General features: G+C 34.3%; 12 protein-coding genes. 11 read left to right on the top strand and 1 reads right to left on the bottom strand.

What is annotated here, in order from left to right; translation table 11 throughout:
• Nucleotides 1–127: 127 nt before the first annotated feature.
• Both bla and cidR read left to right on the top strand, forming a co-directional pair.
• Nucleotides 128–976, top strand: coding sequence for a class A beta-lactamase (gene bla / locus M4L39_RS05940; RefSeq protein WP_277581206.1), 849 nt, complete (start codon nt 128–130; stop codon nt 974–976).
• A 40-nt stretch (nt 977–1,016) separates the two neighbouring features.
• A complete protein-coding gene (gene cidR / locus M4L39_RS05935; RefSeq protein ID WP_277581205.1) occupies nt 1,017–1,892 on the top strand; it encodes a cidABC operon transcriptional activator CidR in 876 nt (291 codons plus the stop codon).
• Between the two features lie 836 nt (nt 1,893–2,728).
• On the opposite strand, the gene M4L39_RS05930 is transcribed toward cidR, so the two are convergent.
• Entirely contained in the window at nt 2,729–3,673 is a 945-nt protein-coding gene (locus M4L39_RS05930; protein WP_277581204.1) for a LacI family DNA-binding transcriptional regulator, read from the bottom strand.
• A 147-nt stretch (nt 3,674–3,820) separates the two neighbouring features.
• Between M4L39_RS05930 and eda the strand changes: the two genes are divergently transcribed.
• The 9 genes from eda (at nt 3,821) to M4L39_RS05885 (ending at nt 13,491) form a co-directional block, all read left to right on the top strand.
• Nucleotides 3,821–4,438 (top strand): bifunctional 4-hydroxy-2-oxoglutarate aldolase/2-dehydro-3-deoxy-phosphogluconate aldolase, encoded by a 618-nt coding sequence (eda, locus tag M4L39_RS05925; RefSeq protein ID WP_119627546.1) that lies wholly within the window; start codon nt 3,821–3,823, stop codon nt 4,436–4,438.
• 2 nt (nt 4,439–4,440) lie between these two features.
• A complete protein-coding gene (locus M4L39_RS05920) occupies nt 4,441–5,412 on the top strand; it encodes a sugar kinase (protein WP_277581203.1) in 972 nt (323 codons plus the stop codon).
• A gap of 29 nt (nt 5,413–5,441) precedes the next feature.
• Nucleotides 5,442–6,479, top strand: a complete 1,038-nt coding sequence (locus tag M4L39_RS05915; RefSeq protein WP_277581202.1) for a TRAP transporter substrate-binding protein — start codon at nt 5,442–5,444, stop codon at nt 6,477–6,479.
• Nucleotides 6,454–6,963 (top strand): TRAP transporter small permease, encoded by a 510-nt coding sequence (locus tag M4L39_RS05910; protein WP_277581201.1) that lies wholly within the window; start codon nt 6,454–6,456, stop codon nt 6,961–6,963. Before M4L39_RS05915 ends, M4L39_RS05910 begins: the two co-directional genes overlap by 26 nt.
• Complete coding sequence (locus tag M4L39_RS05905) at nt 6,960–8,255, top strand: TRAP transporter large permease (RefSeq protein ID WP_277581200.1); 1,296 nt, start codon at nt 6,960–6,962, stop codon at nt 8,253–8,255. The genes M4L39_RS05910 and M4L39_RS05905 overlap by 4 nt, the downstream gene beginning before the upstream one ends.
• A 15-nt stretch (nt 8,256–8,270) precedes the next feature.
• Nucleotides 8,271–9,677, top strand: coding sequence for a glucuronate isomerase (gene uxaC, locus M4L39_RS05900; RefSeq protein WP_277581199.1), 1,407 nt, complete (start codon nt 8,271–8,273; stop codon nt 9,675–9,677).
• A 2-nt stretch (nt 9,678–9,679) separates the two neighbouring features.
• Nucleotides 9,680–10,711 carry a mannonate dehydratase gene (locus tag M4L39_RS05895; protein ID WP_277581198.1) on the top strand — a complete coding sequence of 344 codons (1,032 nt, stop codon included), beginning with the start codon at nt 9,680–9,682 and terminating at the stop codon, nt 10,709–10,711.
• Nucleotides 10,711–11,532: an SDR family oxidoreductase gene (locus tag M4L39_RS05890; protein ID WP_277581197.1), complete on the top strand. Its 822-nt coding sequence runs from the start codon at nt 10,711–10,713 to the stop codon at nt 11,530–11,532. The genes M4L39_RS05895 and M4L39_RS05890 overlap by 1 nt, the downstream gene beginning before the upstream one ends.
• 237 nt (nt 11,533–11,769) lie before the next feature.
• Nucleotides 11,770–13,491, top strand: a complete 1,722-nt coding sequence (locus M4L39_RS05885; protein ID WP_277581196.1) for an ABC transporter ATP-binding protein — start codon at nt 11,770–11,772, stop codon at nt 13,489–13,491.
• Nucleotides 13,492–13,584 lie beyond the last annotated feature (93 nt).

Genomic DNA, 13,584 nt, shown 5'->3' with positions numbered 1-13,584 from the left:
TGACAATGAGGGGTTTTTAATGCAAAAAATAGAAATTAAAAGATTTATAAATAATTGTACTTTTGCAATATTATAATTATAGTTAACATAAGCATAGTGAATATTTAAATAAAGTGGAGGGGAAATTATGAAAAGAATTATATTTAGTGTCATCTTAGGAATAGTATGTTTATCCTTAAACAATGGCACAGCATCAGCGAATGAGTTTGATAAAATAGAAAAAGATAATAACACAACAGTTGGGGTATATGGAATTAATACTGAGAATGGTAAAAAAGTTCAACACAATGCGAATGAACGGTTTGCATTTGCTTCTACTTTTAAAGCCATCGCGAGTGGTGTTTTATTAAATAATTATTCAGAAAAAGATTTGAATAAAAAAATAACAATCAATGAAGCAGATATCGTAGAATATTCACCTGTAACTGAAAATTACATAGGCAAAGAGATGACGCTTAAAGATTTAATCAAAGCATCTATGTTACAAAGTGATAATACGGCTAATAATAAAATAATGGAAGAAATTGGTGGCGTAAAGGCCTTTAAACATGAGTTGAAGCAATTAGGTGACAATATTTCTAATCCGCAACGATTAGAACCGGAGTTAAATCTCTATAATCCAAATAGTACAGCTGATACTACAACACCTAGAGCTGCAGCAAACACATTAAATTCAATTTTGACTAGTGACCAAATAAGTGACGGAAACTTAGATTTATTGAAACAAGTGATGATTGAAAATGAAACGGGCGATACTTTAATTAAAGCAGGTGTACCAGACAACTATATCGTTGGAGATAAAAGCGGTCAGGGCTTAACATATGCTACGCGTAATGATTTGGCGTTTATCTATCCAGATAAGCATAAAAAACCAATCATTCTTGCAATTTATACAAAACAAGATGATAAAGATGGCCAGCCAGATGATAAAGTCATCGCAGATGCTGCTGAAGAAGCAATTGCACAATTACGCTAAGTTAATCAAACAATTATAGGGCTATTCAGAGGAGCAGAAAATGGAAATAAAACAAATGAAATATTTTGTGGAAGTTGTGAGAAACGGTGGAATGACACAAGCTTCAGAACATTTATATATCGCACAGTCTACAATTAGTAAAAATATTAAAAGCATTGAAAACGAATTTGATATTACTTTGTTTGATAGAAGAAAAAAACATATTATTCTAACGGATATAGGACAAATTTTTTATGATAAATGTGTTGAAGCATTAGCAGTGTTGGATGATTTATCTTTAGAAATGGGTGACGTCACGAATTTAGAAAGAGGTCATATCCGCATTGGTATATCAGCAATTATGAATGTGAGATTATTTACGGAAAGTTTAAATCAGTTTCATTCCAAGTATCCGAATGTGACCTATGAAGTCATTGAAGGTGGCGGAAAAGCGGTTGAATTTTATCTGAACAACGACGAAATTGACGTCGGTATTACAACTTTACCAGTCGATGATGATATCTATCATGCGGTGCCTTTATATAAAGAAAAGTTATTACTTATCGTGGATAAAAATTCTGAGTTAGCGCAACAATCCTCCATCTATTTAGGTGATTTGAAAGATGAAAGCTTTATCATGTTTCATGATGACTATTACTTGAAAGATCAAATTATAGAAAGCTGTAGGAAAGTAGGCTTTCATCCTAAAACAGTAGCTAAAATGTCTCAAATTACTTTTATAGAAAATATGATTCGTGATGGTATTGGTGTGAGTATATTACCTGAAAGCATCGTCAACATTTTAAATGACGGTGTGGTCGGTATTGAAATAAGTGGTGCTGACGTAGCGTGGAATTTAGGCGTTATATGGAAGAAAGAAAGTTATATGAATCACGTTACGCATGAATGGATTAATTTTTTGAAGGATTTGAAATAAAAAGAATCATTAAAGTTAAAGTATTCCACTAGGGAATGTCATATATTCCAACTATGTATTTTAATCATAGATAAAGGAGTAATATAATAGAAGCTGTAGAGGGTTATGAGTACTGATTAACTGATCATTGCAAGATGGTTATAAGTTGAGTTTTCAATATGTATGAATATCCACGTACAATCAATATATGATAGCTTTTATAATAAACGATAATTCAACTCAGGACTCATAACGGCAGAAGATAACTAAGGGAGTCCTCAAATTTTATAAAAATGGTAAGCATAACGTACTAATCAGAGATGAAAGTAGGATTAGATACGTGATGCATTTGTAATATAGATACAGATGCATCGTATGTTACCCAATGTTTGCACAGTAACGTGTTTTAGAAAAAAGTTTAAACCAATATAATTCATCAGTTCTCCCATTTAAAAACTGAAAACAATCCCGCTCCCCCTAAATTAAATATTGGATAACTTTTTTCTGTACAGACAAGATGCGTTGTAACACATGACCTGCAAGCAATATATAAAGCGCGCGTTATATTAACGGCATTTCAGCAAGTAGAATGTCATTATATTAGAAAGTTGATAGGTGTATGCTATGTTGTATAACAGACAACAAGCTAAGCACAACGCAACTTTATAATGACATTCCTAGATTATAAAAATCACTTGCTAGATGTCTTCATATAGTTAAGAAAGCTTATGCTTCAGTTGAAGTAATTTTAAAAAGTAATAACCCTCTAGATAAATATCTCTCAAACAAGTGCGACCCTAACTACACTGTCCAATGTAGTTAGGGTCGCTTTGTTAATTTGATGAAAATTGCATGTATTAAATATTATTCTGTAATGTTGGATGTAAATGATATGCTGCATCGGTTGGTTCATTTTTAATGACTTTATCTAATGTAGTCACGATTTTTTGAGCAATTTCAGATGTAGGCACACCGATAGCGTTGACAGGATAATCTAATTTTTTAATTTGTGGAATATTATCGTAAGAGTAAATCATTGGTTGGTTTTGAGGTCCAATGGCATTGATGGTTCCTACAGCAATATCGTAACTTCCGCAAATCACACCAGGAGAAAGTGATTTGGTTTTCAAATATTGTTTCACTGATGCTTCGGCTTCTATAGCATTCAATCCTCGAGAGTCGATAATACGATAAGCAATATTTTGTTCTTTACAGTAATTAATAATCGCATCTTTTTTAGCGATTTGACGGGCGTCATTGGTATTAATATCGCCTATGTAATCAATCATCTGGATACCTTGTTCTAATAAGGCGTTGATGGCCATAATCATCGCTTCTGCGTGATTAACATTGATAATAGGATAAGGAATGTCTCTGTCTACGCCGTAAGCAACAACCGGAACGTTATTATAAATTTCAGGTGGTAAGTTTGAATTGTCGCCTTCATCAAAGATAACAATGCCATCACAGCCAAATTCAACAAATTTCTTTGAAGCGGCCGCAACATCGTCAATCGAAACGAACATGACATAACCGAGCGATTTAATGACTCTATTAATTTCTGAAATAAGATGTGTTACGGCAACACGATCTACGGATGGCCAGATTAATCCAATCGTGCCACTTCTTTTAGAAACGAGTGCTCTAGCTGAGTGATTGGGTATGTAATTCATTTCAAGCGCTTTTTGTTGGATTATTTGTTTTGTTTTTGGTTTAACGAGTTGGGAATTTTTCAATGCTTTACTGACCGTGGAATAACTGACACCACAGGCTTCGGCAACATCTTTTAAAGTTACAGCCATAAAAGTTCTCCTTGAAATAGATTGATTTAAGTTAGAATTAATTATACCATAGAGATAAGCGTTAGAATATTTTTTTGAATCTCAATAACAACGTTGTTATTTTCAGGAGCCAAACACAAAAGATGAAATTTATAAGGAGATGTAAAGATGAATTCAAGAGATACAATGAAGTATATTCAAGAAGGTCAACATATTGCAGTAATGCGTACAGACAACCCGGAGACATTTTTAGATATTTCGAATCTAATTATAGAACAAGGGCTTAATATTATCGAAGTAACGTTAACGACGCCAAATGCGATAGAAATCATTGCTGAATTATCTAAAAGAGAAGATGCACTTATTGGGGCAGGTACTGTGCTTGATAGTGTATCAGCACGTACAGCGATTTTAAACGGTGCTAAATTTATTGTAAGTCCATCTTTCGATAAGGAAACAGCTAAAATAGCTAACTTGTATGACGTTCCTTATATTCCAGGGTGCATGACGGTTAAAGAAATGGTTGAATCGTTACGCTATGGTTGTAAAGTATTGAAGCTATTTCCAGCAACACAGTTCTCACCTAAATCTATTAAAGATTTCAAAGGTCCATTACCACAAATTGAGATTGTTCCAACTGGTGGCGTGGGCAAAGACAATCAAAAAGAATGGTTAGACGCAGGTAGTTTTGCAGTAGGCATTGGCAGTGAAATTACAAAAATTTATCAACAACAAGGAAAAGAAGCTTTAGTGCAATATATTTCTGAACTAAAAAGAGAGGTATAACTATGACGGTATTTGGATTTGGAGAAGTATTACTACGCTATACTCCACCTGATTACAAACAACTGAAAGATGCCAATACATTTGGTGTTAATGTTGGAGGTGCAGAATTAAATGCGCTCGTGACCCTATCTCAATTTGGTCACGCGACTGAAATGTTAACAGTATTACCACAACACGCATTAGGCAATTTAGCTATGAAAAAGATGTATCAGACTCAAGTAGGTACAACATGTGTGAAATATCATGACGGTAGAATAGGCACATATTATATGGAAGAGAGCTTTGATTTCCGAAGTGGTAAAGTCATTTATGATCGCGAACATTCAACTTTCGCAGAACATGGGGAAAGCGTCATCGATGGCTTACCAATACAAAGTGGTGATTACTTTGTATTGACTGGTATTACATTGGCAGTTAACAAAGTAGTACGACAACACATCGTTGATACACTAGCTAAATTGAAACAACAAGGCGTTAAAATCGTATTTGATATTAATTTCAGAAGTAACCTGTGGTCTAAAGAAGAAGCTGTACCAGTAATCAAGTCTGTTCTGCCACTTGTTGACGTACTCTTCTTTGGTAAAAAGGATGCGACGCATTTACTTGAGACAAATTCAGAAGAAGATGATATGAAGACATGTGCTGAAACGATTCAATCACAATATGAGATCCCATTAATGGCTTCCAGTAATAGAGATATTGGTCAAAGTACATTACAAGGTATTATGTTATCACAGCAAAACTATATTGAAGGCCAGGCTTATCAATATACGGTATTGAATCGCATTGGAGCCGGTGATGCATTTATGGCTGGTGTCTTACATGGATTGATTCGTAATTGGCAATTAGACGAGACTATAGATTTTGCGACGAAATGTTCAGTCTTACAACATACAACAAACGAGGATGCATTAAGTGTAGACGAAAGTGATGTGCATAATTTATCCTCTCATTTCGGGGAGCTTAGTCGATAGAACCTTAAACAAAGGGGCGTAAGACACATATGAAAAAATTTTTAACATCGTTTGTAAGCGCATTCTTTATAGTGGGAATGTTAGCTATATCACTTCCTCATACTTATATTAATGCGGAAGAGAAGAAAAAAGAAATTATGCTAGCACATAATCAACCAACGAGCCATCCGGTTCATAAATCTCTTGAGATTTTTAAAGAAAGATTAGAGAAAACATCTCATGGGCAAATCAAAGTTAATATTTATCCGAATGGTCAATTAGGTAGTGAGCGTGAAGCAATTGAGATGACACAGACGAATGCAATACAAATGACTAAAGTGTCATCGGCTGCATTGGAAAGTTTTTCTCCAACATATTCATTGTTTAACATGCCTTATCTATTTGAATCAGAAGAGAATTATCGTCATGTTATGAAAAAACAAGAAGTACAAGATGCGTTTTTTAAATCCACTGGAGATAAGGGGTTTCTAGGGATTACATACTATGACGCTGGCGTGCGTAATATATACACGAAGGATAAAAAAATTGAAGATAATAGTGATTTGGAAGGTTTGAAAATAAGAGTTCAACCAAGTAAAACGAGTGTCGATTTAATCAAGTCATTAGGCGGCACACCAACACCAATGGATTACGGTGAAGTATATACAGCGATACAATCAGGTGTGATTGATGCAGCTGAAAATAATGAAACTTCACTTACAACAAATAACCATGGTGAAGTTGCTAAAAATTATCATTATACGGAACACGCAATTGTTCCAGACATCTTAATTATGAACAAAGAAACGTATGATGACTTAACGAAGCAACAACAAAAATGGTTAAAAGATGCAGCGGCTTATTCTACTGAGAAACATGAAGTGATTTGGGATAAAGAAGTGAAAGAAGCTAAAAAGACAGCCAAAGAAGACATGGGTGTGAAATTCCATAACGTAGATAAAACTTCTTTCAAAAAAGCTTCGCAACCTCTACAAGATGAATTTAAAAAGAATCCAGATACAAAAGATGATTATAAATTAATCGAGAAGGAGGAGCAACTTTATGAAGAAAGCAAAAAAGATCATTGATAAACTGCTCCTCACGTTAGCTGGTATTGCACTTTTTGTAATGGTTATATTATCGGTTTATCAAGTTGCCACACGTTTTATTTTTAATAGTCCAAGTACAATGAGTGAGGAAATCGTTAGATTCTTATTGATATGGTTTGGTTTGCTTAGTGCAAGTTATGTATTTGGTGTAAAACAACATATAGCGATTTTATTTATTCGAGAAAGGTTTTCTAAAAAAATACAACTTATTATGGAAAAAGCCTCAGATATTATCATAATTATCGTAGCACTTGTGCTCATGATTTGGGGTGGCTATGAAGTTGTGAATTTAACATGGTCACAAATTGCACCATCTACAGGATTGTCTATGGCAGCCATGTACGGCGCACTTCCTGTTTCAGGCGTCTTTATCATTTTCTACGCAATCTATAACTTGTTAGATAAAGGAGAACTTGAAGCGGTTAAAGAAGGCAATCAAGAAGATGGAGGTGAGCGTGTATGACAGTTGCAGCAGGTTTAGTATTGTTCATCACATTCTTCGCTTTCTTGATATTCGGCTTGCCTATCGCCTTGGCGATTATTTTGAGTTCTATCATAACGTTATTAATGATATTACCATTCGATGTAACGATTATAACGGCAGCACAGCGTATGGTCACAGGTATTGATGATTTTACAATGCTTGCCATTCCGTTATTCGTCTTGGCAGGGATCATTATGAATAACGGCGGTATCGCTTTTAGATTAGTGAACTTTGCCAAAGTGTTAGTAGGTAGGTTACCTGGCTCACTGGCACATACGAACATTGTAGGTAATATGTTGTTCGGTTCTATTTCAGGTTCTAGTGTCGCTGCGGCGGCCGCGATGGGACGTATTATGGGACCTATGGAAGAAAAACAAGGTTATAAAAAAGAATACTCTGCAGCAGCGAATATAGCATCTGCACCATCTGGATTACTTATCCCACCAAGTTCACTGTTGATTGTTTATTCACTTGTAAGTGGCGGAACATCAATTGCAGCATTATTTATAGCAGGCTATATTCCAGGTATCTTATGGGGCATTGCTTGTATGATTGTGGCTTACGTTATGGCGAAGAAACAAGGCTATAAAGTATCGGAACGCATTAGTTGGAAGGATAAATTATTTTTAACATTAGATGCTTTGCCAAGTCTGTTTTTAATTGTTGTAGTAATTGGCGGGATTGTGTCAGGTGTCTTCACGGCAACAGAAGGTGCAGCAGTAGCAGTGTTATACGCTACAGTATTATCGCTGATATATAAAAGTCTGACGCTCAAACAAATACCTAATGTAATCAAAGAAACAGCCGAAATCAGTGGTATGATTCTGTTCCTTATTACTGCTTCTGCACTATTTTCACTCGTGATGAGTTATACAGGATTACCTGAAGCCATTTCAAATGGCATCCTTTCAATGACAGATAATCCAATCCTTTTACTACTGATGATTAACTTAATTTTATTAGTCATCGGAACATTTATGGATATAACACCAGCAGTATTGATTTTCACACCTATCTTCTTACCTATTTCAGAAGTTTTAGGTTTAGATCCAATTCACTTTGGTATCTTGATTGCATTTAATTTATGTATTGGTAATATCACGCCACCAGTTGGCAGTGCACTATTTGTTGGGGCAAGTGTCGGCGGTGTTCGCGTTGAATCTGTATTTAAATATTTAGTGCCTTACTTTATCGCACTTATTATTTTACTGTTAATCGTAACGTTCATTCCGCAAATTTCATTATTCCTTCCTAAATTATTAGGATTATAGAAAAGGGGCAATAACATGGCATTAATTAATGACAATTTTTTATTAAATAATAAAACAGCAGTTAAGTTATATCAAAAGGTTAAAGATCTACCTATTTATGATTTTCACTGTCACTTAGATCCAAAAGAAATTTATGAAAATAAAAACTATGAAAATATCACACAATTGTGGTTAGCCGGAGATCATTACAAATGGCGCTTAATGAGAGCATACGGTTTAGAAGAAGGATTAATTACAGGCGATGCAGATGACTTTGATAAATTTGAAGCATTTATGAACATGCTACCTTATTCAATCGTTAACCCAATGTACCACTGGTGTTCACTTGAATTAAAACGCTATTTTGATGAAGACACAGATTTAGATAAAGTGAATGTTAAAAAGTTATATAAATCTTTGAATCGTAAATTAGCAAAATCATCGCATACACCACAAAACTTAATTAAACAAAGTAATGTATCTGTAGTTTGTACAACGGATGATCCATGTGACGATTTGGAATATCACAAATTATTAAATCAAGATAAAAAAGTAACGTTTAAAGTGATTCCTACGTTCAGACCAGATAGCTACGTATTCTTAAGTGAAACAACGGTTAAAGACAAGATTAAGCAGCTGGATCAAAAAATTGACGGTGAAATTAAAGATTTAAACAGTTATATCGAAGCACTTAAAACACGCGTTCATTATTTTAATAGACAAGGCGCAAGAAGTTCAGACCAAAGTTTTGAAAAAGCACCATTGATGTATGCGACAACAGAAGAAGCTACGTCAATCTATGACTCCATGATGAAGGGTGAAGCAGTTTCTGAAACGCAACAATACGAATTAGCGGGTTATATATTAACTGAAATTAGTAAAGTATATAACGAATTAAATTGGGTCGTACAATTCCATTTAGGCCCAACTAGAAATAATAATTCGAAAATGTTGAAAGTAGCAGGCACAGATAGTGGATTTGATAGTGTAGGTGAACAACTGAGCGCTAAAACATTGAATGCGATGTTAGACCACCTTGAACAAAACAAGGCATTATCAGATACGATTATTTATCCTAATAATGGTAATGACCACCTTATGGTACAAGCCACAGCTGGTAACTTTACCAACAGTGAACATAAAGTTCAATTAGGTGCAGCATGGTGGTTTAATGACACGAAAGAAGGCATGGAACAGCATTTAGTAGATTATGCCAACGTCGGTTTATTGGCTAAATTTGTAGGTATGCTTACAGATTCGCGTAGCATGATTTCTTATACACGCCATGAGTATTTCAGAAGAATTTTATGTAATTTCCTAGGAGATAAGATTGAAAAAGGTGAGATTGCATTATCAGATGCAACAATTGAACAAATGTTAAAAGATATTTGCTATAACAATGCAGTGAATTTATTCAAAATAGAAGGCGTTAAGGAGGTATAACGATGGAATTATCATTTCGTTGGTACGGTGAAGATGATCCAGTAACATTAGAGAATATCAAACAAATTCCAGACATGAAGCATATCGTTTCTGCAATTTATGATGTACCTGTAGGTGAGGTTTGGACAAAAGAAAGAATCGCAAAATTAAAACAAACAATCGAAGCGGCAGGATTGAAATTTGAAGTCGTTGAAAGTTTACCTGTAAGTGAGGAAATTAAATTAGGTACTGAAAAACGTGATGAACTGATTGAAAATTATAAGACATCATTAGTGAATTTAGCAGAAAATGGTGTTAAGACAGTGACATATAACTTTATGCCTGTCTTTGATTGGACACGTTCACAATTAGACTATGAATTAGCTGATGGCTCTAATACATTGATTTATAAACATGATCAGTTAAAAGATATTGACCCATTAACAACAGATTTAAACTTACCAGGTTGGGACGAAAGTTATTCAAGAGAAGAAATGAATCATTTGATTACATCTTATCGTGAAACATCGGACGAGCAATTGTGGTCGAACTTGAAGTACTTCTTAGATGGTGTATTACCAACTGCAATCGAACATGATATTGATCTGGCGATACATCCGGATGATCCACCATGGCCTATATTTGGTATCCCACGTATCATTAAAAACAAAGATAGCTATGAACGTTTACTATCAATAAATGATAGCAAAAATAATGGTATTTGCTTCTGTACGGGATCTTTAGGTTCATTAGCAGAAAATGATTTACCAAGCATGATTAGAACGTTTGGCGAGCATATCCATTTCGTGCATATGCGTAATGTGAAACGATTAGATTCACATTCATTCTTAGAAACAGGTCATTTATCGAAACATGGCTCGGTAGATATGAAGGCTGTAGTAGAAGCACTGAAAGAGGTTAACTTCAAAGGCACAATCAGACCAGATCACGGACGTATGATTTGGGGTGAAACAGGTAAAGCAGGTTACGGATTGTTCGACAGAGCATTAGGCGCAACTTATATTAACGGTTTAATTGAAGGAGTGAGTAAATAATGACAAGACAATTTGAAGGAGTCAATGTAGTAATCACTGGTGCAACAGGTGTTATTGGATCAACGTTTGTCAAAGGACTGGTAGAAAAAGGTGCCAACGTAGGTATTTTAGGACGTTCTGAAGATAAAATTGTTAAATTACAAGATGAAATAGATAAAGAAAGAAAACAAACAGTCGCATTAGTGGCAAATGTGTTAGATAAAGATGCTTTAACACATGCAAAACTAAAATTTAACGATACATTTGGCGCAGTTACAATTCTCATTAATGGTGCAGGTGGTAATAACCCGAATGCTACAACAAATGATGAAATGTATGATGAAAATGGTGATAAAACATTCTTTGATTTAACAGAGGATGGTATTGATAAAGTATTTAAATTAAATTATACAGGTACATTTTTACCGTCCCAAATATTTGGTAAAGATGTTGTCACATCTGAGACAGGCACAATTATTAACATTTCTTCAATGAATGCATTTACACCACTAACTAAGATTCCAGCATACAGTGGCGCGAAAGCATCCGTGAGTAACTTTACGCAATGGTTGAGTACTTACTTTGCTGGTCAAATTCGAGTGAATGCAATTGCACCTGGATTCTTTGAAACAGCTCAAAATAAAGCGTTACTTAGAAATGAAGATGGTTCTTATTCAGAACGCGCTTCAAAAATTCTATCACAAACACCAATGAACCGTTTTGGTGTACCAGAAGATATCCTAGGTACACTTTATTGGTTAATGGATAAAGAATTAAGTGGCTTTGTTACAGGTATCATTGTTCCTGTAGATGGCGGCTTCTCATCTTACTCTGGCGTATAAAATAGATGTAAATTTTAAAATAAACTCCTTAATTCAACCTTGATTAAGGAGTTTATTTTTTGTTGTTATTTTATATGGTAAAGATGAAAAGGAATGAAATAAAAATTTATTTGAGTGTTATAAATTTATTTTTACAAATGTCACGAATATTAGTTGAATGATATTGATAATCTGTATCAATTAATCCATAATATAAATCATGTGTGAGGGATTAAGTTATAGAATAGGTGGGACGTTGTGAAAGCATTTTTTAACTACTACAAACCATATAAAGGTTTGTTTTTCTTAGATTTTGGATCGGCAATTATTGTTGGTTTGTTGGAATTAATTTTCCCGCTTATTACAAGTTTATATATTGACCGTTTATTACCTACAAATCAATGGAACCTCATAGTGATTTTTGGAGTTGCATTATTGTTTGTGTTTGCAATCGAAGCGGTGCTTAAATTTATCGTGACATATTGGGGACATAAGTTAGGTACAAATATAGAGCGTGATATGCGCAATGATTTATATAGTCATATTCAGAAATTGAATTTTAAGTATTTTGATAACCAAAAATCCGGAAAACTCATTGGCCGACTGACGAATGATTTGATGGATATTGGTGAAGCTGCACATCATGGCCCAGAAGATGTATTTCTATCTATCATGACGCTTATTGGTGCATTTGTCATTATGTTAACGATTGATGTGAAATTAGCGCTCATTACATTTTGTGTGGTGCCAATTGTTTTTATCTTGGCCATATTTTTCAGCCAAAAAATGTCTCGTGCATTTAAGAATTTATTTACAAATGTGTCACGTTTTAATGAATTAATCGCAGATAATGTGGGTGGCATAAGACTTGTACAGGCTTTTACAAATGAAAATCATGAGCAAACGAAATTTAGAAATATAAACGATAATTTTAGAGCTACAAAATTAAAAGCATATAATTATATGTCTTGGAATATTACAATCAGTCATATTGCCCAAAAACTGACATTAATTATTGTTTTAGTAGTCGGAAGTTATTTTGTGTTGAATGGTGATTTATCTTATGGTGGTATCGTTGCATTTATCATGATTACGAATGTACTATTTAAGCCATTACAACAAATTAATATGATTATAGAGCTATTTCCTAAAGCGATTGCAGGATTTAAAAACTTTAGAGAAATATTAAGTATTGATCCAGAAATACAAGATGCGCCGGACGCAGTCGGAATGCCGAATGATCCTAAAGTGATTCAATATAAAGATGTAACATTTGGGTATGGCGAAACACCGATTCTAAAAAAACTGAATTTAGATATTCAGCAAGGCGAGAAGATTGCCTTAGTTGGGCCGAGCGGTAGTGGTAAAACGACAATCAGTTCTCTATTACCAAGATTCTATGAAGTTGATGATGGTGATATCTTAATTAACGGGCGAAGCATCAAATCGATTCAATTAGCATCACTACGTGCAGAAATTGGTGTCGTACAGCAGGATGTATTCCTATTCTCTGGTACTTTAAGAGACAATATCGTATATGGTCATTTAGAAGCTGATGAAACTGCAATATGGGACGCAATTAAAAATGCGCAATTAGAAACATTTATCAAAGACTTACCATTTGGTTTAGATACACTTGTGGGTGAGAGAGGTACGAAATTATCTGGTGGACAAAAACAACGAATTTCCATTGCTAGAATGTTTTTAAAAGACCCATCTATTATTATTTTAGATGAAGCTACAAGTGCATTAGATATAGAAACAGAAAATAAAATTCAATTGGCATTTAAAAAACTATCAGAAAATAGAACGTCGCTCATTATTGCGCATCGTCTATCAACGATTAAAGACGTAGACCGTATTATCTTTATCAAAGATGGTGAAATCTTAGAAGAAGGTAGTCATGAAGTCTTGATGCAGCAAGATAGCCATTATAAACAACTTTATTTATCTCAGTTTAATGAAGTTGAGACGTTTTAAATTGTTTTAGTGTGACAATGATAATAAGTATTATGGGGGGCGGGAATACGAAATCAAATTTTGATTTCTATCCCGCTCTCTTGTATTTTTATA

Origin of the sequence: Staphylococcus equorum (assembly GCF_029531845.1) — a bacterium.
GTDB lineage: Bacteria > Bacillota > Bacilli > Staphylococcales > Staphylococcaceae > Staphylococcus > Staphylococcus equorum_C.
Note: the sequence above shows the minus strand (reverse complement) of the source record. Positions and strands in the feature narration are given on the sequence as shown.

Excerpts from the sequence above, each read along its gene's own strand:
- bla (WP_277581206.1), top strand. The coding sequence starts at position 128 with ATGAAAAGAATTATATTTAGTGTCATCTTAGGAATAGTATGTTTATCC.
- cidR (WP_277581205.1), top strand. The coding sequence starts at position 1,017 with ATGGAAATAAAACAAATGAAATATTTTGTGGAAGTTGTGAGAAACGGT.
- M4L39_RS05930 (WP_277581204.1), bottom strand. The coding sequence starts at position 3,673 with ATGGCTGTAACTTTAAAAGATGTTGCCGAAGCCTGTGGTGTCAGTTAT.
- eda (WP_119627546.1), top strand. The coding sequence starts at position 3,821 with ATGAATTCAAGAGATACAATGAAGTATATTCAAGAAGGTCAACATATT.
- M4L39_RS05920 (WP_277581203.1), top strand. The coding sequence starts at position 4,441 with ATGACGGTATTTGGATTTGGAGAAGTATTACTACGCTATACTCCACCT.
- M4L39_RS05915 (WP_277581202.1), top strand. The coding sequence starts at position 5,442 with ATGAAAAAATTTTTAACATCGTTTGTAAGCGCATTCTTTATAGTGGGA.
- M4L39_RS05910 (WP_277581201.1), top strand. The coding sequence starts at position 6,454 with ATGAAGAAAGCAAAAAAGATCATTGATAAACTGCTCCTCACGTTAGCT.
- M4L39_RS05905 (WP_277581200.1), top strand. The coding sequence starts at position 6,960 with ATGACAGTTGCAGCAGGTTTAGTATTGTTCATCACATTCTTCGCTTTC.
- uxaC (WP_277581199.1), top strand. The coding sequence starts at position 8,271 with ATGGCATTAATTAATGACAATTTTTTATTAAATAATAAAACAGCAGTT.
- M4L39_RS05895 (WP_277581198.1), top strand. The coding sequence starts at position 9,680 with ATGGAATTATCATTTCGTTGGTACGGTGAAGATGATCCAGTAACATTA.
- M4L39_RS05890 (WP_277581197.1), top strand. The coding sequence starts at position 10,711 with ATGACAAGACAATTTGAAGGAGTCAATGTAGTAATCACTGGTGCAACA.